The organism is Streptomyces sp. NPDC002104 (genome assembly GCF_053593795.1).
This window is the reverse complement of sequence record NZ_JBSFDF010000001.1, coordinates 86,081-111,933: the sequence shown is the minus strand read 5'-3', so window position 1 is coordinate 111,933 and position 25,853 is coordinate 86,081. Positions and strand designations below refer to the sequence as shown.

Genomic DNA, 25,853 nt, shown 5'->3' with positions numbered 1-25,853 from the left:
CGGCGCAAGCCGCTCGCGGTCCTGTCCCTGCTCCTCGGCCTGCTCGCCATGGTGCTCGGCCCCGTGCCCGGGGCGGCGGCCGACAACGGCTGGTGGGAGCCGACCGCACGTCCGGCGCCCGACTCCCAGATCAACGTCACCGGCGAGCCCTTCAAGGGCACCGACGCCCAGGGCAACGTCCGGGGCTTCGTCGACGCGCACGACCACATCATGTCCAACGAGGGCTTCGGCGGCCGCCTGATCTGCGGAAAGCCGTTCTCCGACGCCGGGATCGCCGACGCGCTCAAGGACTGTCCCGAGCACTACCCGGACGGCACCCTGGCGATCTTCGACTTCATCACCAAGGGCGGCGACGGCAAGCACGACCCCGACGGCTGGCCCACCTTCAAGGACTGGCCCGCCCACGACTCGCTGACCCACCAGCAGAACTACTACGCCTGGATCGAGCGCGCCTGGCGCGGCGGCCAGCGTGTCCTCGTCAACGACCTCGTCACCAACGGGGTGATCTGCTCGGTCTACTTCTTCAAGGACCGCGGCTGCGACGAGATGACCGCCATCCGCCTGGAGGCGAAGAAGTCCTACGACATGCAGGCCTACGTCGACAAGATGTACGGCGGCCCCGGCAAGGGGTGGTTCCGCATCGTCACCGACTCCGCCCAGGCCCGCGAGGTGATCAAGCAGGGCAAGCTGGCCGTGGTCCTCGGCGTCGAAACCTCCGAGCCCTTCGGCTGCAAGCAGATCCTGGACATCGCCCAGTGCAGCAAGGCGGACATCGACAAGGGCCTCGACGAGCTGTACAACCTCGGCGTGCGCAGCATGTTCCTGTGCCACAAGTTCGACAACGCCCTGTGCGGGGTCCGCTTCGACGAGGGCGCGCTGGGAACGGCCATCAACGTCGGGCAGTTCCTCTCCACGGGCACCTTCTGGAAGACGGAGGAGTGCAAGGGCCCGCAGCACGACAACCCCATCGGCCTGGCCCCAGCGGCATCCGCCGAGAAGCAGCTGCCGGCCGGCGTGAGCGTGCCCTCGTACGCCTCGGGCGCCCAGTGCAACACCCGCGGCCTCACCGAGCTCGGTGACTACGCGGTGCGCGGCATGATGAAACGCAAGATGATGCTCGAACTCGACCACATGAGCGTGAAGGCGGCCGGCCAGGCCTTCGACATCATGGAGACCGAGAACTACCCGGGCGTGATCTCCTCGCACAGCTGGATGGACCTCGGCTGGATGGAGCGGCTCTACAAGCTCGGCGGTTTCGCCGGCGCGTACATGAGCGGCTCCGAGGGCTTCAGCGCCGAAGCCAAGCGCACCGACGCGCTGCGCGAGAAGTACAACGTGGGCTACGGCTACGGCACCGACATGAACGGCGTCGGCGGCTGGCCCGGCCCGCGCGGGGCGAACACGCCGAACCCGGTCACGTACCCCTTCCGCAGCACCGACGGCGGCTCCGTCATCGACAAGGTGACCACCGGTCAGCGCACCTGGGACCTCAACACGGACGGCGCCTCGCACTACGGGCTGGTGCCCGACTGGATCGAGGACATCCGGATCGTCGGCGGACAGGGCGTGGTGGACGACCTGTTCAAAGGCGCCGAGTCCTACCTGCGCACCTGGGGCGCGTCCGAGCAGCACAAGGCCGGCGTGAACCTCGCCGCGGGCCGGCCCGCCTCCGCGAGCACGTCGGAGTGGTGGAACCCCTTCGTCAGCTTCGCGCCCGGCCTCGCCTTCGACGGCAGCCGCGGCAGCCGCTGGGCGAGCGAGTGGCACGACGACGAGTGGCTGCAGGTCGACCTCGGCTCCTCGCAGCTGGTCAAGCGGGTCACCCTGGACTGGGAGGCCGCGTACGGGCGTGCGTACCGCATCGAGGTCTCGGCGAACGGGACGGACTGGACGACGGCCTGGTCCACGGCCGAGGGTGACGGCGGCGTGGACACGGCGAGGTTCGCCGGGGTCCCGGCCCGTTACGTACGCGTCCACGGAGCGGGACGCGGCACCCAGTGGGGTTACTCCCTGTACGAAGTCGGCGTATACAGCAGCTGACGGCGTCGAGCGGGGTGTCCCGGGCCGCCGCGCCCGCGGACACCCCGCTCGGGGCGCACCGAACGAAGGGGGACCCGTCCATGGCACGGATGCCGTTGACCGACCGGCGCAGGCAGCTGACGGAGGCGGCGATCCGCGCGATGACCCGCGACGGGGTGTCCAGGACCACGACCCGGTCCATCGCCGCCGAGGCGGGCGTCTCCCTGAGCGTCTTCCACTACTGCTTCGACTCCAAGCAGGCGCTGCTGGAGTCGGTCATCGAGACCATCACCGCGCACTACGTGACCCTCGTGAAGGCCGCGATACTGCCGAGGCCCACGCTGCGCGAGACCATGCGGGCCGGTTTCCAGGCGTACTGGGACCACGTCGCGGCCGGCCCCGGCGCGCACATGCTCACCTACGAGCTCACCCAGTACGCGCTGCGCCGGCCGGAGTTCGGGCACCTGGCGCGCAAACAGTACGAGTCCTACTGCGACACGTACACCGAGCTGCTCGAAGAGCTGCGCCGGATCCACCCGTTCGAGCTCAGCGTGCCGGTGTCCGTACTGGCCCGCTACCTGGCGGCCATGACGGACGGGGTGACCCTGAGCTTCCTGGTCCTCGGCGACGAGGACGCGGCCGCCGGGATCCTCGACATGGTCACCGACCACGTGGCCGGACTCGTGGTCCCGTCCTCCTGACGCCCCATCAAGCAGCGACTCTGAAACCGATGTTGGACGTGGAGCTGTCGGGGGTGTTGGAGCTGCGCGCCGCGACCCGGTAGCGGTTGCAGTACGAGTCGTGGCAGAGGAAGGAACCGCCGCGCATCGTACGGGACTCGTGCCCGGGGGCGAAGGGGTCCTCGCACCACTCCCACACGTTGCCGACGGCGTTGTAGAGGCCGTGACCGTTGGGCCGGTACGACTTCACGGGGACGGTGCCCAGCTGGGGGCCGGTGTGGGTGGTGGGGAAGTCGCCCTGCCAGATGTTGAGCAGCGTGCGTCCGCCCGGGGCGAGTTCGTCGCCCCACGGGTAGCGGCGCTGTTCCAGGCCGCCGCGGGCCGCGTACTCCCATTCGGCCTCGCTGGGCAGCCTGGTTCCGGACCAGGCGCAGTACGCCCGGGCGTCGTTCCACGAGACGTGGACGACGGGGTGGTTCTGCCGGGAGGCGATGGACGAGCCGGGGCCCTCGGGCCGCTTCCAGCTCGCGCCGGACACCGCCCGCCACCACGGGACCCCGTCCACGGCCGGCGCGGTGGCGGCGAGTTCCCGCGGCAGCAGCCCGGCGAAGACGAAGGAGAACCCGAACTCCTCCGCCTCCGTGACGTGTCCGGTGGCCTTGACGAAGGTGGCGTACTGGGCGTTGGTCACCGTCGTCGGTGCGATCCGGAAGGGATCCACGGCCACCTCCCGCACCGGGCCCTCGCCGTCGGCCGGGAACCCGTCCGCGTCCTCGGTGCCCATGAGGAAGCGGCCCCCGGGCAGGTCGAGCAGACCGCGTACGGCCCGGGGTGCGGCGGGTACGGGCGCGGCGAGCACCGGCGCGGCGAGCAGGGTGACGGCGCCGGCCGGGGAATCGTGCCCGGGGGTGCAGCAGGAGGAGGACATGAGGGCTCCGGTGGAACGTGCGGGATGGATGCGATCCGGCCGGGCGCCGGGTGGTGCGCCCGGCCGGGGTCCGGTGGCTAGCCGACCCGGTCGGCGGCGAGCTGGGCGGCCAGGGCGGGGATGCCGAGGTTCCGTTCCTGCGCCGGGGTGGCCTGGTACAGCTTGTTGACCAGCTGGTACGGGTCGGCGGCCAGGTCGTAGTACTCCCGGAAGGTGACCTCTCCGGTGCCGGACACGGTGCCGTTGGCGTCGGTGTGCAGCTTGTAGTACTCCACGTACTGCTTGTCCTTGGCCACGTAGGAGGACCAGGTGCGGTGGTCGGCGCCGGTGCCCTGCTTCCACCATTCGACGAGCAGGTGGTCGCGGCTGTACGAGCTCAGCAGCGACCGGCCGTCCTGCGGGGTGTCCGGGGTGATCCCGGCGGCGTCGAGGATGGTGGGCGCGATGTCGATGTTGGCGACGATGCGGTTGTCCACCGTGCCGGCCCCGAGGCCTCCGGCGGGCCAGGAGAGGTAGAACGGGACCTCGTGGGCGGGGCCGTAGGGCACCGACTTCGCGGTCCAGCCGTGGTCGGCCCAGCCGAAGCCGTTGTCGCCGATGTAGATGACGAGGGTGTTGTCGAGCTGGCCGGTGGCCGCCAGCTTGTCCTTGAAGGACTGGACGGCGTCGTCGACCGAGCGGAGGACGCGCAGCTGCTCCGCGCGGATGCGCTTGCCGTCCTCCAGGGTGCCGGTGGCGTCCTGGATGTAGGGCGGCTTGTCGCTGCGGTCGGCCTCGGTGACGGAGGGACGTCCGTTCCACTCGGGTACGGGGGTGCCCGCGTACTTGGCCTCGGGGGTACGGGGCCCGTGCGAGGCGTACGGGGTGACGTAGGCGAACCAGGGGCGGGTGTCGGTGGCCGCCTTGTCCAGGAAGCTCAGGGTCCGGTTCTTGATGATGTTCGTGGTGTAGCCGGTGATCGTCTGGACCGTCCCGTTGACGTTCCACTTGCCGTCCACGTACGAGGGCTGGAGCAGTGCGAAATCCTCGAAATGCGGCGGCGCGTCCGCGATGTTCCAGGAATTGAGGTATTTGCCGAAGAGGCCCGTGCGATATCCGGCCTGCTTCAGATAGCGCTGGACGGTGGTGTTCTGGTCCAGGGCCGCCGAGGCGCCGTTGTTGCGCACCCCGTGGTTGTGGGCGTAGCGGCCGGAGAACACCGAGGAGCGGGAGGGCGCGCACAGCGGGGTGGTGACGTGCCCGTGGTTGAACTTCACCCCCTGGCCGGCGAGCCAGCCGATGGTCTTCTGAATCGCCCAGTCGGTCTGTTTGGGCTGGTCATCGGTGACGATCAGCAGGATGTTCGGCCGGCCGGCGGCCGCCGACGCAGGGGCCGCGGCGGCCTGGCCGATCGCGGGGACGGTGGCCGCGGCCGCGGCCGCAGCGGTGCCGGCGAGGAATCCCCGGCGGCTGACCTGCGTACGGACTCTCTTGTTCATGGGTATTTCCTCCTGCGCTCCGAAGGGGCTCTACCTCGAAAATGGTGTGGCGGCCACTGCCATGCGGAGAGCGTAAGGGGAGCCGAATACCCGTTCCATGTACGGAGTATGAAATGACATCAGGTTCTGTGAACGGTGTCAGTCGAGGACCGGGTGGGCTTCCGGATGCTCGTCCCACCACGCCCGGTGGAAGGGGTTGTTGTCCACATTGGCCAGGTACGCGTAGGCGGCCGACCGGAAGAAGAGCTCCGCCTGGCGGGCCGAGACCGCCGAGCGGTTCCAGGCGAGCCGGATGCGCCCGGTGATCGGAGACCCGATCAGCGGCCGCATCACGGTGCCGGCCACGGCGGGTGCGGTGGGCTGGCTGAGGGAGACGGCGCGGCCCGCGGAGATCAGGTCGTACTGCATCATGCGGTCGGTGATCCGGTAGCGCAGCGCGGGGACGAAGCCGGCCTTGGCGCAGGCTTCGACGAGCGCCTCGGGGCCGCCGTCGTCGTCCTCCACCAGGGTCATCCACTGCTCGTCCGCGAGGTCCGCGAGATCGAGGGCCTCCAGCCGGGCCAGCGGGTGGCGGGCCGACATCCGGATGCAGAAGGGCTCCTTGGGGACCAGGGTGCGGGCCGTCACCCCCGCGGGCAGCGGCACCTCGTGGTCGTTCACCTCTCCGTACACGATGACGTCGTAGCGGCCTGCGCCGAGCATCCGCACCAGGGCGGTCACCGAGTCCTCCAGGTCCACGGTGATCTCGCGGCCGGCCAGGACCAGGTCCTGCCGGGCGATCAGCCCGTCGATCAGCACCAGCAGGATGCAGCCCAGGCGCAGCGGGGCCCCGGCCGTGCGGGCGCGGGTCTCGGCGCCGAGGGCGTCCATCTCGCTGAGCACCCGGCGCGCCTTGGCCAGGACGAACTGGCCGAGCGGGGTGGGTTCGACGCCGAGGCGGCCCCGGACGAAGAGTTCGCCGCCGGTGACCCGCTCGATCCGGCGCAGCTGGGCGGAGAGCGCGGGCTGGGAGACCCCGAGTCTCCGCGCCGCACCCCCCAGGCTTCCCGTCTCCGCTATCTGGCAGACGGCTTGCAGATGTCTCAACTCCAGCTGCATTCCGGCAGCTTACGCAGCGTCACGCGGCGGCACCATAACGCCGGTCTTATGTCGGCAGGGATGTCCCGATCCCGTCATGGACACGCCCATACTCGGCCGCGAACAGCCAGATCCCCCTGCACCCCCTCCCCGCCCCATCCCCCCACACGATCGGAGTGGACTCTTGCAGCCCACCAGATGGATGGCCGCCCTCGCGGCCATGGTGCTGACCACGGGCCTCGCCGGCACGCTGGCCACCACCGCCACCGCCTCGCAGAGCGCGGATCCCGCCCCGGCCACCTCCGCCGAACGGGCGGTCGCCGCGGCCGACGCGGCCGTGCGCAGCGGGCTCGACAGCCTGGTCAACTCCCCGCAGCAGCAGTACGACCGGCGCCTGGTCACCCCCTGGGTGAAGGACCTGTACTCCGTCGCGTACGAGCGCAGCTACCGCGGCCTGCCGGTCGTCGGCGGCGACGCGGTCGTCCTCGCCGACGGCGCGGGCCGGGTGCGCGCCCTCCAGTCGGCCTCCGCGACCGTGATCGACGTGTCGACCACCGCGTCGGTCACGGCGAAGGCCGCCGAAGCCGTCTCGCGGGGCCGGCAGGTCAAGACCGACAAGGTGGACAGCAGCCGGCTCGTCGTCAAGCTCAAGGACGACAAGGCGGTGCTGGCCTGGGAGACCGTCCTGACCGGGCGGACCGCCAAGGCGCCGAGCAGGCTCCACGTGTTCGTGGACGCTCGCACCGGCAAGGTCGTCGACACCTTCGACGAGGTGGTCGCGGGCAGCGGCAACAGCAAGTGGAACGGCCCGAACCCGCTGACCATCGACACCACGTCCTCGGGTGGCACGTACTCCCTGCGCGACCCGAACCGGACCGGTCTGAGCTGCGCCGACTACAGCAGCGGCACGGTCTTCTCGAAGTCCTCCGACTCCTGGGGCACGGGCAACCCGACCTCCAAGGAGACCGGTTGCGTGGACCTGATGTTCGCCGCGCAGAAGCAGTGGGACATGCTGAGCCAGTGGCTCGGCCGCAACGGCGTCAGCGGCAACGGCCGCAGCTTCCCGGCCAAGGTCGGCCTGAACGACGTGAACGCGTACTGGGACGGCAGCTCGGTCAGCATCGGCCACAACAACGCCAACGAGTGGATCGCCGGCGTGGACGTGGTGGCCCACGAGTACGGGCACGCGATCGACACCAACACCCCCGGCGGCACCAGCGGCCAGGAGTCCGGGCTCGGCGAGGGCACCGGTGACATCTTCGGCGCGCTGACCGAGGCCTTCATCAACGAGCCCTCCCCGTACGACACTCCGGACTACACCGTCGGCGAGATGATCAACCTCGTGGGCAACGGTCCGATCCGCAACATGTACAACCCGCCGGCCGTCAACAACGACCCCGCCTGTTACAGCTCCTCGATACCGAACACCGAGGTGCACGCGGCCGCCGGCCCCCTGAACCACTGGTTCTACCTGCTCGCCGAGGGCACCAGCCCGGGCGGCGGCAAGCCCAGCAGCAGCACCTGCAACCAGTCCACGCTGACCGGGGTGGGCGTACAGAACGCCGGCAAGATCTTCTACGGCGGCATGCTGCTGAAGACCTCCAGCATGTCGTACAAGAAGTACCGGACGGCGACGCTGAGTTCCGCCAAGTCGCTGGACACCACCTGCGACCTGTTCAACAAGACCAAGGCCGCCTGGGACGCCATCAGCGTGCCCGCCCAGTCCGGTGACACGACGTGTACCCCGAGCGGCCAGAACAGCGACTTCTCGCTGGCGCTGAACCCGGCCTCGGGCACCGTCCAGCAGGGCGCCTCGGTCACCACCACGGTCGCCACCGCCATCTCCACGGGCACCGCCCAGCAGGTGACCCTCACCGCCTCCGGCCTGCCGGCCGGGGTCACCGCCTCCTTCAGCCCGGCCACCGTGCAGTCCGGCCAGTCCTCGACGCTGACCCTGACCGCCTCCTCCAGCGCGGCTCCCGGATCCTCGACCGTCGTGATCAAGGGCCAGGGCACCAGCCTGTCGCACACCGTGGACTACGCGCTCACCGTGGGCGGTACGACGCCCCCGCCCGGCGCGCCGAACATCGACGTGGCCGCCGTCCAGGCGCACCTGACCCAGCTGAACACCATCGCGTCCCAGAACGGCGGCAACCGCCGGGCGGGCAGCGCCGGTTACACCGCCTCGGTGGCGTACGTCAAGGGCAAGCTGCAGGCCGCCGGCTACACGGTGAGCGAGCAGAACTGCACCTCGTGCACCTACCCGTCGAACAACCTGATCGCGGACTGGCCCGGCGGCCCCGCCGACCAGACGATCATGTTCGGCGCGCACCTCGACAGCGTCTCCGCCGGTCCGGGCATCAACGACAACGGTTCGGGCTCCGCGACCCTGCTGGAGAACGCGCTCGTCCTCGCCCAGAAGAACCCCACCATGACCAAGCACGTGCGCTTCGCCTGGTGGACCGACGAGGAGCAGGGCCTCAACGGCTCGAAGTTCTACGTGAACCAGCTCACCAGCACCCAGAAGACCGCCATCAAGGCCTACTACAACTTCGACATGGTCGGCTCGCCCAACGGCGGCTACTTCATCAACAACGTCAACTCCACCGCGGCCGCCCCGCTCAAGGCCTACTGGACCTCGCTGAACCTCGCCCCCGAGGAGAACACCGAGGGCCAGGGCCGCAGTGACGACTACTCCTTCCAGCAGGGCGGCATCGCCACCTCCGGCTACGCGGCCGGTGCCAGCGCCCGCAAGACCTCGGCGCAGGCCACGAAGTGGGGCGGCACCGCGAACGCGGCGTACGACTCCTGCTACCACTCCTCCTGCGACACCACGAGCAACATCAACGCCACGGTCCTGGACCGCAGCGCGGACGGCGTGGCCTACACGGTCTGGAACCAGGCCGTCGGCGGCACCACCCCCGGCCCGGACTTCTCGATCAGCGCCTCCCCGGCCACCGGCAGCGCCGCCCAGGGCGGCAGCACCAGCTCCACGATCGGCACGGCGACCACCAGCGGCGCCGCCCAGACCGTCGCCCTGTCGGTGACCGGCGCCCCGGCGGGCACCACCGCCTCGCTGAGCCACGCCTCGGTCCAGTCGGGCAGCTCCTCCACGCTCTCCGTCCAGGTCGGCGCGAGCACCGCGCCCGGCACCTACACCCTGACCGTCACCGGCACGGGCTCGGTCAGCCACACCACCACCTACACCCTGACCGTCACCGGGACCGGCCCCTCCTGCACCCCGCGCCAGCTCGTCGCCAACGGCGGGTTCGAGAGCGGCACCACCCCGTGGACGACCACCACGAACGTCATCACCAACCAGGCCGGCCAGACCCCGCACGGCGGCACCTACAAGGCCTGGCTCAACGGCTACGGCACGCCCCGCACGGACAGCGCCGCCCAGTCCGTGACCATCCCGGCCGGCTGCTCCTCGTACCAGCTCGGTTTCTACCTGCACATCGACACCGCCGAGACCGAGAACACGGTCTACGACACCTTCACGGTCTCGGTGGGCGGCCAGACCCTGGCGAGCCTGTCCAACGTGGACGCGGCGGCCGGCTACCAGCTCAAGACCTACGACCTCTCCCAGTTCGCCGGTCAGACGGTCACGCTGAAGTTCCAGGGCGTGGAGGACGCCTCCCTGCAGACCTCCTTCGTCGTGGACGACGTCACCCTCCAGGTGAGCTGACGGCCCCGGCACCCGGAGCAGCACCGGGGACGAACGTGAGCGGCACCTGAGCACCACCCGGGCGGCACCCGCCCCGGCCCCGCGGCCGGAGCGGGTGCCGCCCGGCCGTGCGCGGTGTATGCAGGAGGCATGGACCCCACACCGGCGCACCCGCGCTCCAGCAGGTTCCGGGAATCACGCGCGGTGCTGCTGTCGGTCCCGTTCGCGCTGATCGCCGCGGTCACGGCGGTCGACGTGCTGGCGCCGCCGGACGTCCATCTGGGCCCCTTCCTGGTGGCCGCCCCGGCCCTCACCGCCTCCTTCGCCGGACCGCGCACGACCGGGTTCGTCGGCGCCGTGGCGGTCCTCGCCCAGGTGTCGGTGGCGGTCGAGCGCACCTCCCTGACGGACCTCAACCACACCTTCCAGATCATCGCCCTCGTCCTGATCTCGGTTTTCGTCACCTTCTTCGCACACCTGCGCGAAGTGCACGAGCGCCAGCTCACCCGTCTGCGCTCCGTGGCCGTCGCGGCGCAGCAGGTGGTCCTACGACCGCTGCGCGACCGGATGGGCCCGCTGCGGATCGCCTCGGTGTACCTGTCGGCCGAGGCCGAGGCGCAGATCGGCGGCGACCTGTACGCGGCCGCCCGCACCCCCGACGGCACCCGGCTGCTCATCGGCGACGTCCGCGGCAAGGGGCTGGAGGCGGTCGGCGAGGCCTCGGTCGTCCTCGGCGCCTTCCGGGCCGCCGCCCATCTGGAGGCGGACCTGCCGGGCCTGGTGGGCTATCTGGAGGCCGCCGTGGCCGCCGACCCGGACCGGGGCGCGGACGGCGCGGACGGCGGCCCCGGCCGGCCGGAGGAGGGCTTCACCACGGCCGCGGTGCTCGACGTCCCGGACGCGGAGCCGTACCTGCGGCTGGTCAGCTGCGGGCACCCGCCGCCGCTGCTGCTGCGCGGCGGCCGGGCCGTCCCCCTCCAGGTGGACCACCCGGCGCCGCCGCTGGGCCTGTCCGAGCTGGTGGACACCGGCTTCACCGCGCAGTCCTTCGCCTTCGAGCCGGGGGACGTGCTGCTGCTGTACACGGACGGCGTCATCGAGGCCCGCGACGCCTCGGGGGCCTTCTACCCGCTGCCGGAGCGGGCCGCCGACTGGCCCGGAGACGGCCCGCAGGCCCTGCTGCGCCACCTCTGCGCGGACCTGCTCGCCCACACCCCCGAGGGTCTCCTGGGCGACGACGCGGCGATGGTGGCCATCGAGCGCGTGGGCCGCCTGCCGTGAGCCGCCTGCCGTGAGCCGAGCGGGGGCCCGTCCGGTGGGACGGGCCCCCGCGGGGCGGGCGTGGACGCTCAGCCCCCGTCGCGGACCGCGACGATGCCGTTGAAGACGCCGACGTAGGCCGTCCCGTCGGGGCCCAGGGTGATCGGGGCCCAGTTGTTGTCGTAGAGCGGGCCCGTACCGGTCAGCTGGCGCCAGCGGCGCTCGCCGGTGCGGAAGTCGACGGCCGTGAGGTACCAGGCGTCGATCCCCCAGACGTTCGGCTCCTTCTCGTAGAAGTAGAGCAGCCCGTTCGCGGTGGAGAGTTTCGGGACCACGGAGGGTGAGCGGATCGCGCTCTGCCAGACCGTGTCGCAGCCGCTGCCGTCGGCGCGGACGTCGATGCGGCTGACGCCGCCGACGACCGATTTGCCGAGGACCAGCGAGGTGACGTTCTCGTAGCCGTAGTTGTTCTCGACGACGATGCTGTTGCCCCAGGTGATCAGGGAGTTGTCGGTGGTCGAGGTCCCGGACTGGAAGACCGGGACCTTGCACACCAGGCGCTGCCCCTCGGGGACGTCCAGGCCGCGCTTGAAGACCAGGACGTTCATCCGGTCGTCGGCGTTGTCGGTGATCGCGACGTAGCCGTCGCCGAAGAGGTCCGGGGTGGTGCCCGAGCCCTGGTTGACCGAGCCGGGCTTGGTTCCCGTACCCCGGTCGTAGGTCTGGCGCCACTGCACGGCGGGGGTGCCGTCGGCCGAGGCGGCGAAGCTGTACAGGGCGTGGTCGGTGACGATGGAGACGCCGTCCTCGCCGACCGAGAAGGAGTTCTGGATCTCCTCCCCCGCCAGCCGGATGGAGCGGATCACCGAGGTGGCCGGGTCGACGGTGCCGACACGGCCCTGGCGGGTGACCCACCAGATGCGGCCGTTCCAGTCGGGCATCACCGAGGTGACCGGGTCACAGGTGCCGGTGGGCCACAGGTTGGTCCAGTCGACGCAGTCGTGCGGGACCTGGCCGGTGAGGTCCCAGTCGTCGTCGACCGTGAACTGCCAGCTTCCGTCCGGCTTCTGGGCGTGCGAGAGGCGCAGGACGTGCTGGCGGGAGTCGGCCAGCACCGCCCGGTCCTGGTTGTCCAGGTAGAAGTAGGCACCGCCCGAGGTGTCCTTGAAGATCTTCGAGAAGTCGAGCGAGGTGATCGCCTGGACCGTCGAGGAACGCTGCGGGAGCTGGTACTCCGCGAGCGTGGCGAGCGTGCGGGGCTCCAGCAGTTTGACCTTGAAGCCGCCGAAGGTGCCGCACACCGTGACCAGGCGGCCGCCCGAGTCGAAGGTGGCGGTGGCGCATTCGCCCCCGAGGGCGGCGATCTTCTCGCTGGTCACCTTCGGGTTCCTGCCGAGCGGCCCGGACCAGGGCGAGGTGGCGCTGCCCGCCGCGTCGGAGTGCATGCCGCTGCGGCCGTTGGGCGCGAGGAAGGGGTGCTGCGGCGGGGCTTCGCCCGGCAGCGGGGCGGCGGTGGCGGGACCGCCCTGGTAGTGGCTGACCAGGCGGTGGCCGGGGGCCAGGGGTATCTCCTCGGCGGCGGCCGGCGAGACCCCGTACAACACCGCGCAGGCGGCGAGGGCCGGCACCACGGCGCAGTTCAGCGCTCTTCGGAACATCCGGGCTTCCTCCCTTGTCCTCAGTTATTGACATTGCGTATGACATCGCGCCGCGGCCAGACGCTAGATCGCACTGCCTGAGGAGTCCATGGAAGAGCCGGATGATTCACGAATGCGCAACAGTTGATCAACTACCGGACGGACAGCGGCGGGTACCGGAGAAGACGGCCCCGCGAGTCACCTCCTGACGCGCCTCAGGGCGTGAGGCCGCCGACCACGTTCGCCGTGGCCGAGACCCCGTTGTGGATGGTCTGCGCGAGGCTGCTGCTCGCGAGGTAGAAGCCGAGCAGGACGCAGACGAGCGCGTGCGAGAACTTGAGGCCTCCACCCCGCAGGAAGATCCACGCAAGGACGAGGAGCAGGACGAGGACGGAGAGGGAGATCACCATCGGAACACCTCCTAAGCGCCGCCATGGTGGCGCAGCCGGAGGGCCCTTCGGGCGAAACTCGTGTCCGCCAAACGGGTGTTGACCGTCCGTGACCGGCGCTCAGTCCTTGACGATCTCCTCCCAGCGGGCCGTTCGCGCGCACCAGCGTCCCAGCAGGACGGGATCGTGCCCCACCGCCAGCAGCCCTGCGCCGGACTCCGCCCGGTACTCCTCCACTACGCCGACCAGCGCGGCCGTGGTGGACGCGTCGAGCATGGCGGTCATCTCGTCGCACACCAGCCAGCGCGGCCGCAGCACCAACGCCCGCGCCACACAGGCACGTTGCAGTTGGCCGTCGCTGACCTCGTGGGGCCGCCGGCCGAGCAGGTCCGCGCCCAGGCCGACCCGGTCCGCCAACTCGGGCACGGTGGCTTCGATTTCACCGCGCCGCCCGGTCGCCCGGAGCGGTTCGGCGACGAGCTCGCCCAGCGTGAGCCGGGGATCCGCCGCCAGCCGGGGCTGCTGGAACACCATGCCGACCGAGGTGCGCAGGGCGCGCGGCGCCCGGTGGCGGAAGCCGGTCACGGCGCGGCCGTCGAAGGCCACGGTCCCCCGCTCGGGCCGGTGCAGCAGGGCCGCGACCCGGGCCAGGGTGGACTTGCCGCAGCCGCTGGGGCCGAGCAGTCCGAGGGATTCCCCGGGGGCGAGGCTCAGGTGGGCTCCGCGCACGACGGGGGCCCGGCGGCCGTAGCCGGCGGTGATGCCGGTCAGCTCAAGCATCGTGGCAGGCCACCCCTTCGGTGAGCACGGGCCGCTCGGCCCGGCAGCGGGAGCCGGCGCGCGGGCAGCGGGCGGCGAAGGCGCAGCCGGCCGGGAGCGCGCCGAGCTCGGGCGGGGCGCCGGGAATGGGAGCGAAGGCCCGCTCGGGAAGGGCGTCGAGGAGTCCGCGCGCGTAGGGGTGGCGGGGGCCCACAGCGCCGAAGAAGGCTGCGGCGGGCGCGGTTTCCACGATGCGGCCCGCGTACATGACGGCCACGGTGTCGGCGATGCGGTGGGCCGCCGCGAGGTCGTGCGTGATCATCAGCAGCGCGCGCCCGGCGTCCCGGGTGTGGGCGCGCAGTTCGTCGACGGTGCGGTGGACGAGGTCCCGGTCGAGGCCGGTGGTCGGCTCGTCGGCGAGCAGCAGGGGCGCGTCGCCGATCAGTGCGAGCGCGGTGGCGGCCCGCTGGGCGAGCCCGCCGGAGAGCTCGTGGGGATGGCGGTCGAGGTGGGTGGCGGGGAAGGCCACCCGCCCGGCCGCCGCTTCGGCGGCTTCCCGCAGCTGCGGCCCGCGCACCCCGGTGAGCTCGCGGACCGTCTCCTCCAGGTGGGAGCGGACGGTGCGGACCGGGGTGAGGTGCGCGGCGGGGCTCTGCGGGACCAGGGCGACGCGGCGGCCCCGGATGCTCCGGGCGAGGGTGCGCTCGTCGAGGGCGAGCAGGTCGGTCCCGTCGGCGAGCCGGGCCGCGCCGGCGGTCTCGGCGTTGCCGGGGAGCAGGCCGAGGAGGGCGGAGGCGAGCACGGACTTGCCGCAGCCGCTCTCGCCGACGAGGGCGAGGCACGCGCCGGGGGCCAGGGCGAGGGTGGCCTCGCTGACGGCCGCGACGTACCGGCCGCCGCGCATGCGGAAGCGGACGGAGAGCCGGTCCAGGGCGAGCACGGGCCGGGCGGAGCTGCGCTCCGGGCCCTGTGCGGGGACGGGGGTCTTCACAGGCTGAGCTCCGAGCGGCGGCGGGGGTTGAGGCGCTCGCGCCAGGCGCCCGCGAGACCGGCGATCGCCAGGGTCGGGACGATCAGGAGGAGCCCGGGGAAGAGCGTGGGCCACCAGTCGCCGGCCAGCAGCGAACCGCGGGCCGTCTGGACCAGGTTGCCCAGGCTCGCCTGGTGCGCGGGCAGGCCGAGGCCCAGGAAGGACAGGGCCGACTCGTGCCACATGGCGTGCGGGATCATCAGCACGGCGGCGAGCCCGGCCTGGGGCAGGACTCCGGGCACGAGGTGGCGTACGGTCACCCGCCGGCGCGAGGCTCCGCCCGAGACGGCCGCGTCCAGGTAGGGCCGCGAGCGGAGCGAGAGGACTTCCGCGCGGACGATGCGGGCCGTGGACAGCCAGTGGGTCAGGGCCACGGAGACGACCACCGGCCACACGCCCGGCCTGAACATCGCCACGATGAAGATGCCGAGCAGCAGGTGCGGGATCGAGGACAGCGCGTCCACCACGCGCATGACGCACCGGTCCGGCCATCCGCCGAGCGCCCCGGCGAGCGCGCCGACCGCCGTGCCGAGGACGGTGGCCACCAGCGCCGCCACCAGCCCGACCAGCAGCGAGACCCGCAGCCCGTACACGCAGCGCAGCAGCAGGTCGCGGCCGACGTCGTCGGTGCCGAAGGGATGGGCCCAGGAGGGCGGCAGGAGCTTTGCCGACAAGTCGACCGCCTGCTGGTCGAGCCGGACCAGCGGCGGCACGAGCAGCACCGCCAGCGCGATCAGCACGACGATCACCGCCGAGGTCCGCACCCGCAGCTTCCGCGTGGAGCCGCGGTCGCGGCCGTGGGAGCGCCAGACCTGCGGCGGAGCGGTCGTGTCAGCCGTCGCGGTCGTGTCAGCCCCCGCGGTCGTCTCAGTCGTTGCGGTCGTCTCAGCCATCGAAGCCCACCCTCGGGTCCGCCAGTCCGTAGAGCAGGTCGGACAGCAGGTTCCCGGCCAGCACCGCCGCCGTGGCCAGGACGGTCAGGGCCGCCAGCAGCGGGAAGTCCACGGAGGTCGCGGCCTGCACGGTGGCCGCGGCGATGCCGGGCCAGCTGAAGACGGTCTCCACCAGCAGCGCGCCCGTGATCAGCTCCGGCACCCGCGACCCGATCAGGGTCAGCATCGGGAGCATGCCGGAGCGCAGCCCGTGGCCGAGCAGCACCCGCCGCTCCCCCAGGCCCCGTGCGCGGGCGCCCCGTACGGGATCCTCCTCCAGCGCGTCGGCCACGCCCTGCCGTACGTACAGGAAGAACCAGGGCAGTTGGGAGATGCCGAGGACCAGCGCGGGCAGGACCAGGTGACGGGCCACCTGCCCGGCGGTGACCACGTCGCTGCCCGCGTCGGTGAGGCCCCCGGAGGGCAGGACGCCCAGGCGCACCGAGAAGAACCAGACGGCGAGCAGTCCCAGCCAGAAGGCCGGGGCCGCTTCCAGGGTGTACGCGAGCCCCGAGACGGTCCGGTCCAGGCGCCCGCCCTGCCGGCGCGCGGCCAGGACGCCGAGCCCGGTGCCGAGCAGTACGGCGACGGCGAAGGCGCACAGCGCGAGCAGGGCGGACCAGCCGAGCCGCTCGGCGATGACGTCGGAGACGGGCTGGCGCATGACGGAGGAGGTGCCGAGGTCTCCGGTCAGCGCCGAGGTCAGCCACTCCCACCAGCGCGCGAGCAGGGGCTGGTCGACGCCGAGGTTGGCCCGCAGCTGGTCGAGTCCGGCCTGCGAGGCGGTCAGCCCGGCGGTGCCGGCGTAGGCCTTGACGGGGTCGAAGGGCGACAGCGCGGCGACCGCGAAGACCCCGAGGGTGACGACGAGCAGCACCGGACCGGCGAACAGCGTCCGCCGGCCCGCCATGCGCGCCATGGGCCCCCACGGGAGACGGCCGGGACCGTGGGGACGGTGGGGACGGTGGGGACGGCTCACTTCCGCTTCGGCTTCCAGCTCTCGACGTTCCACCAGGGGCCGGTGCCGAGGCCGTGGTCGTGCGGCTCGGTCTGGGTGGAGGGCCCGTCCCACCGGTCGGCCACGACGTAGAGGTGGTCGATGTGGGTGAGGTAGACGTAGCCCGGGTTCTTGACCAGCTCGCGCTGGACCGTGTCGTACGCCGCCTTGCGCACCGCCGGGTCCGCGCTGCGGCGGCCTTCGAGCAGTGCCCGGTCGACGGCCGGGTTGGCGTACCGGGCCATGTTGTTGAAGCCGTCGCCCGCGAGCGCGGAGTTCAGCGTCAGGTACTGGTCGAAGTCCGGGTCGGCCGGGGAGCCGCCGCCCGCGAGGACGGCGTCGGTCCGCATGCGGGGCTCGATGACCTCCCAGCTGCCGGACTCGGTGGTGACCTGGATGCCGGCCTTCCTGGCGTCGGAGGCGAAGGCGAGCGCGTGGTCCTGGCGGAGCTTGTCGCCGGAGGTGTACCAGAGCGGGAAGGCGGCACGGACCCCGTTCCTGGCGCGGATGCCGTCGGCGCCGGGGATCCAGCCGGCTTCGTCGAGGATCTTCCTGGCCCGGGCGAGGTCGTACGGGCGCTGCGTGCCGGCGGCGAACCAGGGACTGCCGGTCGGGACGGGGCCGTAGGCGGCCTTGCCCGCGCCCTCCAGGAGCTTGTCGACCATGGTGGCGCGGTCCACGGCGATGTCCAGGGCCTGGCGGACGGCCGTGTCACCGGTGACGGGGTGCTCGGTCGGCAGGGTGACGTTGCGGTAGTCGAAGCTCTTGGCCGCGTAGGTCGTGTGCGCCGTGTCGCCCTTGAACCCCTTGGCCAGGTTCGGCGGCAGCACGGCCCCGTCCAGCTCACCGGAGCGCAGCCGGGTGGCGCGCACGTCGTCGTCCTTGATGACCGCCATGGTGAACCTCTTCACCGCGGGCTCGCCGCCCCAGTAGCCCGGGTTGGCCTTGAAGCTCAGCTTCTCGCCCTTGGACCAGGCGGTGAGCACGTACGGTCCGGTGCCGACGGGCTTGGCGGTGAACTCGCCGCCGTTGACGTCCTGTCCGCCCGCGACGTGCTCGGGGGCGATGGGCAGGACGGTCCGTTCGGCGAAGGGGGCGTAGGGGTACTTCAGGGTGAAGACGACGGACTGCTCGCCCCGCGCCGTGACGTCCGCGATCGCGTCGAGCTCGGACTTGGACGCGTTGTTCGTCTTCGGGTCGAGGATCGTGCGGTAGGTGAAGACGACGTCCTTGGCTCCGAAAGGCCGTCCGTCGCTGAACTTCACGCCCTGGCGGAGCGCGTAGGTGTAGGTGAGCCCGTCGGCGGAGACCTCGGGGAGGGCCGCGGCCAGCGCCGGCTTCAGCTTCATGCCGGCGTCGTGGGCCAGCAGTCCGTCGAAGATCTTCGAGTTGCCGTCCTTGCCGTAGCCCAGCAGCGGGCTGAGGCTCTCCGGCTCGGTGGCTATGCCGACGACGGCGGAGTCGCCGGCCCCGGCTCCCGCCGCGCCCCCTCCCCCGGGGGTCGAACAGGCCGCCGCGCCCGTGACGATCACCGCGGCCGCGGTCGCCCCGGCCATTCCCCGTACGGTCCGGGCCTTCATCTGGTGCACTTCCTTCGTTGTTGCAAAGAGTTCGCAATAATGCCAGACGGGAACGCATGAACACGAACCGGTCATGCCCGGCAGGAAGAGCCCGCAGGGGTCTTGTCCGGCCGCCGCGGAGCGTGCCATATATGTCTAGACCTTTCCGAGGAGCCGGAAGAAGAGGGCGCCCGCCGTGCACGACCCCGCACCCCGCACCGCGCCGCACCCCCCGCACCCCCCGCGCCCCCCGCACCGCGCCACACGCTCGCGGCGGCCGTCCGCACGGGGCGCGGCGCCCGCCCTGGCCCTCGCCGCCCTGCTGACGGCGTGCTCCGGCGGCTCCGACACCACGCCCCCGGCCGTCCCGGCCGGGCTCACGGCGCAGGCCGGCAGCGCCACCACCGTGCACGTCATGTGGCAGTCGCCCGCGCCCTCCGACGGGGTGACGTCCTTCCTCGTCCTCCAGGGCGGCCGCCTGGTCCGCGAACTGCCCGCGGACAAGACGATGACGGACATCACCGGCCTCTCCCCGCGGACGGCCTACGCGTTCACCGTCCGCGCCCGGGACGCCGCCGGGAACACCTCCGCCGACGGCCCCGCCGCCTCCGCGACCACCCCCGCGGCCACGGCCGAGGACCGGCTGGCCCCGACCGCGCCGGCCCGTACGAACGGCCTTCCGCTCGGGCCCACTTCGGCCCGGCTGACCTGGTCCGCCGCCACCGACGACACGGGCGTCACGGCCTACGACGTCTACCAGGGCGACGCCCGGATCCACACCGTCGGCCCCGGCGTCACCACGACGGTTCTGGAGGACCTCCGGCCCGACAGCGTGTACACCTTCACCGTCCGGGCCCGCGACGGCGCCGACAACTCCTCCCCCGACGGCCCCGCCGCCGACGTGAGCACCCCGCCCGGCCCCGGACAGCGGACGGGTACCGCCCCGGGCGAGTTCACCGCGGTCGCCTCGCCGGGCGCCGTCACCCTCGCCTGGACCGCCCCGGCGACCGGCCGGGAGACCACCGAGTACGAGCTCTACGTCAACGGCCGCCCCACCACCGTCATCCAGTTCGGTGCGGGCGCCGTCCCGGCCGGCCGGGCGGAGCACCGCCTCACCGTCACCGAACCGCCCGGAACCGTATGGACCGTGAAGCTGCGGGCGCGGCTGCCCGACGGCACCTGGGGGGCCTTCTCCGCCGAGCGCAGGATCGTCCTGGCCGCCTGAAACACCCCGCCGGGGAAAGGTTCCTGACAACCCGTTCGTCCGATCTGGCCCGAACGCCACTACGGAGAAAGAAGATCGCGCAGAATACTCCCGTGTTCGGTGAGTACTCGGTCAACAACAATCAGGCAGATTCCATGGACGGCATGGCTGGGCCAGACTCTGGCGCCGTGCCGGGAAACCTGCCGCCGGAAACGGCGAGCTTCGTGGGCCGCGAGCGTGAACTCGGGCTCCTGTCCGACCTGCTGCGCGAGCGGCGGCTCGTGACCCTCACGGGCGTCGGCGGCGTCGGCAAGTCCCGGCTGGCCCTGCGGGCCGCCGCGGAGTCCCGCCAGCGCAGGCCCGACGGAGTGTGGTGGGTGGAGCTCTCCCCGCTGCGCGACGCCGACCTCCTCACCGCCACCGTGGCGCACGCCCTCGGCCTCGCCCACCAGTCGCCCCGCCCCCTGGACGAGGAACTGTGCGCGTGGATGGCCGACAAGGAGCTGCTGCTCGTCCTCGACACGTGCGAGCACCTGGTGGCCGCCTGCCGCCACCTGGTGGGCGAACTCCTGCAGTCGGCACCGGGCCTGACGGTGCTGATCACCACGCGCGAGCCGCTCCGCAGCCCCGGGGAGCACCTCGTCGAGATCAGCCCGCTGCCCAGCGAGGGACCGGACAGCGACGCCCTCGCCCTGTTCCGGAGCCGCGCGCTCGCCGCCACCCCGCTCGCCGCGGCCGCCTTCGCCGACCCGGACCGCGCGGCCCTCGCCGCGGACATCTGCCGCCGCCTGGACGGGATCCCCCTCGCCCTCGAACTGGCCGGCGCCCGGATGCGGCTGTGGACCCTGGAACAGATGGCCCAGCGCCTCGAGGGCCGCTTCGACCTGCTCTCCGGCACCACCACCGCCCGCCTCCCGCGGCACCAGACGATGCGCACCGCGATCGGCTGGAGCCACGAGCTGTGCGAACCGGTCGAACGGCTGCTGTGGGCCCGGCTGTCGGTGTTCACCGGTGACTTCGACGTGGCGGCGGCGCGCGCGGTGTGCTCGGGCGGCCCGCTGCCCGCCGCGCGGGTGGAGCGGGTGCTGGCCGGCCTGGTGGCGAAGTCGGTGGTCCGGTGCAGCCGGGAGCGCGGCGCGGGGGCCCGCTACCGGCTCCTGGACACGATCCGCGAGTACGGGCAGGACTGGCTGGCGGAACTCGGCGAGGAACGGGTCGTCGCCGACCGGCACGCCCATTGGTACGCGGCGCTCTCGAAGGCCGCCGACCCCGGCTGGATGGGCCCCGGCCAGGTGGACTGGTACCGCAGGATGACCGCCGAGCACGCGCAGCTGCGCACCGCCCTGGAACACCTGCTCCGCTCGGATCCGACGGCGGCCCTGGAGACGGCCGGCGCGCTCTGGTTCTTCTGGTTCTCCTGCGGCCACGTCCACGAGGGCCGGGGCTTCCTGGAACGGGCCCTGAGCAGGGGCCCGCGCTCGGGGGCCGCGTACGTCCAGGCGCTGTGGGCCCTGGGGCTCACCACCCTGCTCCAGGGCGAGCTGTCCACGGCCGAGGAGCTCGGCCGGCGGTGCACGGGCGCCGCGGCCACGCTGGCCGACCCCGAGCCGGAGCTGCGCGCCGCGTACCTGCACGCGGTGTCGGTGCTGATGCCGGGCGATCCCGTACGGGCCCTCACGCTCGCCGGACCCCGGGCGCGCGGGGGGCACGGCGGGCGGACCGCCGGCGTGGGCTGGCTGCTGTGCCGGCTGGCCACCGGCTACGCCCTGTGCGACCTCGGGCGCTACGAGGAGGCCGAGCGGGAGGCGCAGGGCCTGCGCGAGGCGTGCGCGGAGCTGGGCGAGCGCTGGCTGCGGGCGTACGCGGACTACATCCTGGCCGTCGCGGCGCTGGGGCTCGGCCACCACGGGGAGGCGGCCCGGCACGCGCGGGCGATGCTGTCGGGCAAACGGCTGCTGGGCGACCGCTTCGGGATCGCGCTCGGCCTCGACCTGCTGGCGGCGGCGGTGGCCGCGCTGGGCGACGGCGAGCTGGCGGCCCGGCTGCTGGGCACGGGGCACGCCTGGTGGCGCACGGTGGGGCGGCCGCAGATGGGCTCACCCTCGCTCGCGGCCGTGCGCGACCAGGGCGAACGGCAGGCCAGGGCGGCGATCGGCGACGAGGCGTACGAGAACGCCTTCATGGGCGGCGCGGCGGCGTCCACCGGCTGACACCCACCCGTACGGGTCCAGTCGGTGGCGCCGTGGCGTAACTCCGGGGCTCCCGTCAGTACGGGAGGGGTCTGCCCGACGGGGTACGCAGGTCCAGGTCTCGGGGTGCGGGCTTCGGGACGGGCTTGCGGATCAGCTGCTGGCGCATGCTGTCTCCTCGCTCAGACAAGGGCCGGGCGGCGGGGTTCCACCGTGCGGCCGTCGGGGAGCAGTTCACCTGTGTCGTCGAACACCACGGCGCCGTTGCAGAGCAGATTCCAGCCCTGTTCGGGGTGGAAGGCCACGGTGCGGGCGGCGTCGTGATCGACGCTGTCGGCGGACGGGCAGGGGGGCTGGTGGGAGCACATGGCGCACCTCCTCGCAGTGTGGGGCGGGAGGGCCGGTGGTCACCCGGTCGAATCCGCGATCCACGGTGGCGGTGAGTATTGCTGATCGCCACCCCCGGACGGAAGCCATATTCGCCGCCCAGTTCAGGGTGTGTATGCCCGCTTACGATGCGCTCATGCCCGCTATCCGGATCATTCGCCCGACACTTCTCGACCCCACGGAGGCGTGGAGGAGGCTGACGGACTGGGAACGCCACGCCGCCGCCGTTCCGCTCACCCGGGCGATCATCGAAACGCCGCCTCCGACGCACACCGGGAGCCGTTTCACCATGCGTACGGGCGTGGGGAGGATCACGTTCGACGACCCCATGGAGGTCACCCTCTGGCAGCCGCCGCGGGGCGGCTCGGCGGGGCTGGTCCGGCTCGTCAAGCACGGCCGGGTGGTGCGCGGCCGGGCGGAGATCGAACTGCGCCCCGCCCCCGGGGGCGGCTGCGAGGCCGAATGGCGCGAGGAACTGTCGGTACGCGGCCTGGGCCGCCCCTTCGACCCCCTGGTCGCGGCGGCGGCCCGTGTCTTCTTCACCCGCGCCCTGGACCGGCTGCTGCGGCCCTGAGGAGCGCGGCTAGGGTTCCCCCGTCACCGCACCCGGTGATCACCGCGCGACCGAAGGGATCTCCGTGGCCACCCCGCCACCTCCGCAGGCAGGCCCGTACGGCCCGTACGGGGCCCAGCAGCCGCAGCAGCCCGGGCCGGCGGGCCCGTACGCCCCGCCGCAGTCCGCGGGCCCCTACGGCCCGTACGCGGCCCACGCGCCGCACGTGCCGCCGCAGCCGGGTCCGTACGGCTCCTGGTCCGCGCCCCTGCCCTCGTACGGCTGCCGGCTCTGCGGGGCGGCTCCGGCCGCCGATGCGACCGTGCGCGGCCATCAGGGGATGCTCGTGCTGATGCGGTTCCTGAGCCTGCGGGGCCCGTTCTGCCGGGACTGCGGTCTCGCCACCTACCGCCGCATGTCCGCCGACACCCTGTGGCAGGGCTGGTGGGGACCCCTGTCGGTGTTCGTCACCCCGGTCACCCTGCTGCTGAACCTCGGCCCGCGCGCGGCCTTCCGCCGGCTCGCTCCCCCGACGGGCGGCCACCGGCCCCCGCTCGACCCGGGCAAGCCGCTGCGCCGCCGGCCGGCCGCACTGCTCTTCCTCGTCCCGGCGCTGTTCCTCCTGCTGGCGATCCCCACCCTGATCCTGATCGGCGTGCTGGCCGGGGACGACACCCCGCGCCCGCTCGTGTCGGGTCAGTGCGTCCGCAACGAGGGCGACTGGAGCCACCAGGACCTCCGCGTGACGGACTGCGCCTCCCCCAAGGCCCAGTACCGTGCCACCCGCCCTTCGGCGGCCCCGGGCGGGACCTGCGCCCCCGGCGACTTCCTGGCCCTGCCGGCCTACAGCCCCGAGGGCACCGTCCTCTACTGCCTGACGCCGCTGCACTGACCGGCGGCCGGCAGCCGGGCAGCCGGCAAGGGATGAGGAAGGGCCCCGGCGCCTCGTGGCGCCGGGGGCCCTTGCCCGTCCGAATGCCCGTCCGAATCCCGCGCTAGCGGATCGGCATGCCCGAGAGGGTGCGGGCGATGACCAGCCGCTGGATCTCGCTCGTCCCCTCGAAGATGGTGTAGATCGCGCTGTCGCGGTGCATGCGCTCCACCGGGTACTCGCGGGTGAAGCCGTTGCCGCCGAGGATCTGGACCGCCTGGGCGGTGACCTTCTTGGCCGTCTCGCTCGCGAACAGCTTGGACATCGAGCCCTCGGCGGAGGTGAAGGGCTTGCCCGCGACCGCCATCCAGGAGGCCCGCCACACCAGCAGCCGGGCCGCGTCGATGGAGGTCCGCATGTCCGCGAGCTGGAAGGCGACGCCCTGGTTGTCGATGATGGGCCGGCCGAACTGCGTACGGGTCTTCGCGTAGTCCAGCGCCACCTCGTACGCGGCGCGCGCCGTGCCGACCGCCATGGCGCCGACGGCGGGCCGGGAGGCCTCGAAGGTGGCCATGGCCGCGTTCTTCACGCGCTCACCGCCGCCCGCCTTCGCCCGCTCGTGGGCCCGCGCGAGCCGCTCGTCCAGCTTCTCCTTGCCGCCGAGCAGGCAGGAACCGGGAATCCGTACGTCCTCCAGCACCACCTCGGCGGTGTGCGAGGCGCGGATGCCGTGCTTCTTGAACTTCTGGCCCTGGGTCAGGCCCTTGGTGTTCGGCGGCACGATGAAGGAGGCGTGGCCCTTGGTCCCCAGCTCCGGGTCGACGACGGCCACCACGATGTGGACGTTGGCGATGCCGCCGTTGGTCGCCCAGGTCTTGGTGCCGTTGAGCACCCACTCGTCCGTGGCCTGGTCGTACACCGCGCGGGTGCGCATCGCGCCGACGTCGGAGCCGGCGTCGGGCTCGGAGGAGCAGAAGGCGGCGACCTTCACGTCGTCGGGGGTCCCGTACATCTGGGGGATCCAGGTGCCGATCTGCTCCTCGGTGCCGTTGGCGACGACGCCGATGGCGGCGAGCCCGGTGCCGACGATCGACAGCGCGATGCCCGCGTCGCCCCAGAACAGCTCCTCCATGGCCATCGGGATGCCGAGGCCGGTGGGGTCGAAGAACTGCTGGGCGTAGAAGTCGAGGGAGTAGATGCCGACCTTGGCGGCCTCCTGGATGACGGGCCACGGAGTCTCTTCGCGCTCGTCCCATTCCGCGGCCGCGGGACGAATCACGTCGGCGGCGAAGCCGTGGATCCAGTCCCGTACCTGCTTCTGGTCGTCGTTCAGCTCCATGGTGAACTCCGCCATGTCCCCTCCATCTTTCGTTCCGCCCGTCGTGCGGGTGGCCGCCCTCGGTTGTTACCAACGGTAACCCCCACTCCGACTCCAGTCTGTTACCGGCCGGTAAGCACTGTCAAGCAGCAGCGGCCGGGGACCGCCGATGAGATCACCGGGGTGTGCGGGGTGTTACGTTGCGTGGGCCTCAGGACATCGCAAGGGCGGGGAGTTGACACGGCATGGAGACCACACGGCAGTCCGGCGAGCCGGGAGCGGGTGAGCGCCGGCGGCGGGAGCTGCTGGAGGCCGCCGACCGGGTCGTCCTCAGGGACGGGCCCAAGGCGTCCATGAACGCCATCGCGGCGGAGGCCGGGATCACCAAGCCCATCCTGTACCGCCACTTCGGTGACAAGGCGGGTCTCTACCAGGCCCTGGCCGTGCGCCACACCGACGCCCTGCTCGACTCGCTGCGCGCGGCCCTCGACGCCCCCGCCGAACGGCGCAGCCGGGTGGAGGCCACCCTCGACACCTACCTCGCCGCGATCGAGGCCCGCCCCCAGGTCTACCGCTTCCTCATGCACCCGGCCGAGGACTCCCAGACCCCGGAGCGCGGCTTCGACGTCGGCCTGCACTCGGCCCCGCTGCTGCGCCGCCTCGGCGAGGAACTGGCCCAGGTGATCGGCGAACGCGTGGACCTCGGCCCCGGCGGCGAACGCCTGGCCCGGGTCTGGGGACACGGCATCGTCGGCATGATGCACGCGGCGGGCGACTGGTGGCTCGGCGAACGCCCCTGCGACCGCACCGAACTCGTCAGCGCCCTCACCGACCTCCTCTGGGGCCGCCTGGCCACGGCGGGCAACCGCGCGGACGGCCCGGGGTTCTGAGCCGCGGGGTCCGGGGCCGAGCCCCGGGG

General features: G+C 72.4%; 21 protein-coding genes. 9 read left to right on the top strand and 12 right to left on the bottom strand.

The annotated features are described in order from the left end of the window. Window positions 1–48: 48 nt before the first annotated feature. Together ACWCP2_RS00540 and ACWCP2_RS00535 are read left to right on the top strand one after the other, a co-directional pair. Complete coding sequence (locus ACWCP2_RS00540; RefSeq protein WP_450906676.1) at window positions 49–2,040, top strand: galactose-binding domain-containing protein; 1,992 nt, start codon at window positions 49–51, stop codon at window positions 2,038–2,040. Between the two features lie 80 nt (window positions 2,041–2,120). Continuing rightward, entirely contained in the window at window positions 2,121–2,720 is a 600-nt protein-coding gene (locus tag ACWCP2_RS00535; protein ID WP_450906368.1) for a TetR/AcrR family transcriptional regulator, read from the top strand. Window positions 2,721–2,727: 7 nt separating this feature from the next. Here the strand turns inward: ACWCP2_RS00535 and ACWCP2_RS00530 are convergent, their stop codons facing one another. The 3 genes from ACWCP2_RS00530 to ACWCP2_RS00520 form a co-directional block, all read right to left on the bottom strand. Beyond that, window positions 2,728–3,627: a formylglycine-generating enzyme family protein gene (locus ACWCP2_RS00530; protein WP_450906367.1), complete on the bottom strand. Its 900-nt coding sequence runs from the start codon at window positions 3,625–3,627 to the stop codon at window positions 2,728–2,730. Between the two features lie 77 nt (window positions 3,628–3,704). After that, entirely contained in the window at window positions 3,705–5,105 is a 1,401-nt protein-coding gene (locus ACWCP2_RS00525; RefSeq protein ID WP_450906366.1) for a sulfatase family protein, read from the bottom strand. A gap of 138 nt (window positions 5,106–5,243) precedes the next feature. After that, window positions 5,244–6,203, bottom strand: coding sequence for a LysR family transcriptional regulator (locus ACWCP2_RS00520; RefSeq protein ID WP_450906365.1), 960 nt, complete (start codon window positions 6,201–6,203; stop codon window positions 5,244–5,246). 181 nt (window positions 6,204–6,384) lie between these two features. Here ACWCP2_RS00520 and ACWCP2_RS00515 point away from each other — a divergent pair, with 181 nt between their 5' ends. Both ACWCP2_RS00515 and ACWCP2_RS00510 read left to right on the top strand, forming a co-directional pair. Next, window positions 6,385–9,870 carry a M28 family peptidase gene (locus ACWCP2_RS00515; RefSeq protein ID WP_450906675.1) on the top strand — a complete coding sequence of 1,162 codons (3,486 nt, stop codon included), beginning with the start codon at window positions 6,385–6,387 and terminating at the stop codon, window positions 9,868–9,870. Between the two features lie 129 nt (window positions 9,871–9,999). Next, on the top strand, window positions 10,000–11,130 hold the full coding sequence (locus tag ACWCP2_RS00510; protein WP_450906364.1) for a PP2C family protein-serine/threonine phosphatase: 1,131 nt from the start codon (window positions 10,000–10,002) through the stop codon (window positions 11,128–11,130). Between the two features lie 68 nt (window positions 11,131–11,198). Here ACWCP2_RS00510 and ACWCP2_RS00505 read toward each other — a convergent pair whose 3' ends face one another. The 7 genes from ACWCP2_RS00505 to ACWCP2_RS00475 all read right to left on the bottom strand — a co-directional run bounded on the left by ACWCP2_RS00505 (window position 11,199) and on the right by ACWCP2_RS00475 (window position 18,433). Then, complete coding sequence (locus tag ACWCP2_RS00505; RefSeq protein WP_450906363.1) at window positions 11,199–12,767, bottom strand: hypothetical protein; 1,569 nt, start codon at window positions 12,765–12,767, stop codon at window positions 11,199–11,201. Window positions 12,768–12,961: 194 nt separating this feature from the next. Next, window positions 12,962–13,156 (bottom strand): hypothetical protein, encoded by a 195-nt coding sequence (locus ACWCP2_RS00500; protein ID WP_450906362.1) that lies wholly within the window; start codon window positions 13,154–13,156, stop codon window positions 12,962–12,964. A 99-nt stretch (window positions 13,157–13,255) separates the two neighbouring features. After that, window positions 13,256–13,915: an ABC transporter ATP-binding protein gene (locus tag ACWCP2_RS00495; protein ID WP_450906361.1), complete on the bottom strand. Its 660-nt coding sequence runs from the start codon at window positions 13,913–13,915 to the stop codon at window positions 13,256–13,258. After that, entirely contained in the window at window positions 13,908–14,885 is a 978-nt protein-coding gene (locus ACWCP2_RS00490; protein ID WP_450906360.1) for an ABC transporter ATP-binding protein, read from the bottom strand. Before ACWCP2_RS00490 ends, ACWCP2_RS00495 begins: the two co-directional genes overlap by 8 nt. Next, on the bottom strand, window positions 14,882–15,817 hold the full coding sequence (locus ACWCP2_RS00485; protein ID WP_450906359.1) for an ABC transporter permease: 936 nt from the start codon (window positions 15,815–15,817) through the stop codon (window positions 14,882–14,884). Before ACWCP2_RS00485 ends, ACWCP2_RS00490 begins: the two co-directional genes overlap by 4 nt. After that, on the bottom strand, window positions 15,810–16,775 hold the full coding sequence (locus ACWCP2_RS00480; RefSeq protein ID WP_450906358.1) for an ABC transporter permease: 966 nt from the start codon (window positions 16,773–16,775) through the stop codon (window positions 15,810–15,812). The genes ACWCP2_RS00485 and ACWCP2_RS00480 overlap by 8 nt, the downstream gene beginning before the upstream one ends. A 56-nt stretch (window positions 16,776–16,831) precedes the next feature. Continuing rightward, a complete protein-coding gene (locus tag ACWCP2_RS00475) occupies window positions 16,832–18,433 on the bottom strand; it encodes an ABC transporter substrate-binding protein (RefSeq protein ID WP_450906357.1) in 1,602 nt (533 codons plus the stop codon). Between the two features lie 175 nt (window positions 18,434–18,608). On the opposite strand from ACWCP2_RS00475, the gene ACWCP2_RS00470 reads away from it, so the two are divergent. Both ACWCP2_RS00470 and ACWCP2_RS00465 read left to right on the top strand, forming a co-directional pair. Continuing rightward, window positions 18,609–19,637: a fibronectin type III domain-containing protein gene (locus ACWCP2_RS00470; protein WP_450906356.1), complete on the top strand. Its 1,029-nt coding sequence runs from the start codon at window positions 18,609–18,611 to the stop codon at window positions 19,635–19,637. Between the two features lie 167 nt (window positions 19,638–19,804). Further along, window positions 19,805–21,826 carry an ATP-binding protein gene (locus ACWCP2_RS00465; protein ID WP_450906355.1) on the top strand — a complete coding sequence of 674 codons (2,022 nt, stop codon included), beginning with the start codon at window positions 19,805–19,807 and terminating at the stop codon, window positions 21,824–21,826. Window positions 21,827–21,987: 161 nt separating this feature from the next. Here ACWCP2_RS00465 and ACWCP2_RS00460 read toward each other — a convergent pair whose 3' ends face one another. Beyond that, on the bottom strand, window positions 21,988–22,173 hold the full coding sequence (locus tag ACWCP2_RS00460) for a DUF5999 family protein (protein ID WP_250740159.1): 186 nt from the start codon (window positions 22,171–22,173) through the stop codon (window positions 21,988–21,990). Between the two features lie 155 nt (window positions 22,174–22,328). On the opposite strand from ACWCP2_RS00460, the gene ACWCP2_RS00455 reads away from it, so the two are divergent. Then, complete coding sequence (locus ACWCP2_RS00455; protein ID WP_450906354.1) at window positions 22,329–22,766, top strand: SRPBCC family protein; 438 nt, start codon at window positions 22,329–22,331, stop codon at window positions 22,764–22,766. Between the two features lie 64 nt (window positions 22,767–22,830). Beyond that, entirely contained in the window at window positions 22,831–23,637 is an 807-nt protein-coding gene (locus ACWCP2_RS00450; RefSeq protein WP_450906353.1) for an LppU/SCO3897 family protein, read from the top strand. A 103-nt stretch (window positions 23,638–23,740) separates the two neighbouring features. Here ACWCP2_RS00450 and ACWCP2_RS00445 read toward each other — a convergent pair whose 3' ends face one another. After that, entirely contained in the window at window positions 23,741–24,970 is a 1,230-nt protein-coding gene (locus ACWCP2_RS00445; RefSeq protein ID WP_450906352.1) for an acyl-CoA dehydrogenase family protein, read from the bottom strand. A gap of 209 nt (window positions 24,971–25,179) precedes the next feature. Here ACWCP2_RS00445 and ACWCP2_RS00440 point away from each other — a divergent pair, with 209 nt between their 5' ends. Beyond that, window positions 25,180–25,824, top strand: a complete 645-nt coding sequence (locus ACWCP2_RS00440; RefSeq protein ID WP_450906351.1) for a TetR family transcriptional regulator — start codon at window positions 25,180–25,182, stop codon at window positions 25,822–25,824. Window positions 25,825–25,853 lie beyond the last annotated feature (29 nt).

Coding starts and splice junctions, on each gene's coding strand:
- ACWCP2_RS00525 (WP_450906366.1), bottom strand. CDS start 5,105: ATGAACAAGAGAGTCCGTACGCAGGTCAGCCGCCGGGGATTCCTCGCC.
- ACWCP2_RS00485 (WP_450906359.1), bottom strand. CDS start 15,817: ATGGCTGAGACGACCGCAACGACTGAGACGACCGCGGGGGCTGACACG.
- ACWCP2_RS00440 (WP_450906351.1), top strand. CDS start 25,180: ATGGAGACCACACGGCAGTCCGGCGAGCCGGGAGCGGGTGAGCGCCGG.
- ACWCP2_RS00455 (WP_450906354.1), top strand. CDS start 22,329: ATGCCCGCTATCCGGATCATTCGCCCGACACTTCTCGACCCCACGGAG.
- ACWCP2_RS00535 (WP_450906368.1), top strand. CDS start 2,121: ATGGCACGGATGCCGTTGACCGACCGGCGCAGGCAGCTGACGGAGGCG.
- ACWCP2_RS00495 (WP_450906361.1), bottom strand. CDS start 13,915: ATGCTTGAGCTGACCGGCATCACCGCCGGCTACGGCCGCCGGGCCCCC.
- ACWCP2_RS00540 (WP_450906676.1), top strand. CDS start 49: ATGGTGCTCGGCCCCGTGCCCGGGGCGGCGGCCGACAACGGCTGGTGG.
- ACWCP2_RS00475 (WP_450906357.1), bottom strand. CDS start 18,433: ATGAAGGCCCGGACCGTACGGGGAATGGCCGGGGCGACCGCGGCCGCG.
- ACWCP2_RS00500 (WP_450906362.1), bottom strand. CDS start 13,156: ATGGTGATCTCCCTCTCCGTCCTCGTCCTGCTCCTCGTCCTTGCGTGG.
- ACWCP2_RS00515 (WP_450906675.1), top strand. CDS start 6,385: ATGGCCGCCCTCGCGGCCATGGTGCTGACCACGGGCCTCGCCGGCACG.
- ACWCP2_RS00510 (WP_450906364.1), top strand. CDS start 10,000: ATGGACCCCACACCGGCGCACCCGCGCTCCAGCAGGTTCCGGGAATCA.
- ACWCP2_RS00445 (WP_450906352.1), bottom strand. CDS start 24,970: ATGGCGGAGTTCACCATGGAGCTGAACGACGACCAGAAGCAGGTACGG.
- ACWCP2_RS00505 (WP_450906363.1), bottom strand. CDS start 12,767: ATGTTCCGAAGAGCGCTGAACTGCGCCGTGGTGCCGGCCCTCGCCGCC.
- ACWCP2_RS00480 (WP_450906358.1), bottom strand. CDS start 16,775: ATGGCGCGCATGGCGGGCCGGCGGACGCTGTTCGCCGGTCCGGTGCTG.
- ACWCP2_RS00460 (WP_250740159.1), bottom strand. CDS start 22,173: ATGTGCTCCCACCAGCCCCCCTGCCCGTCCGCCGACAGCGTCGATCAC.
- ACWCP2_RS00520 (WP_450906365.1), bottom strand. CDS start 6,203: ATGCAGCTGGAGTTGAGACATCTGCAAGCCGTCTGCCAGATAGCGGAG.
- ACWCP2_RS00530 (WP_450906367.1), bottom strand. CDS start 3,627: ATGTCCTCCTCCTGCTGCACCCCCGGGCACGATTCCCCGGCCGGCGCC.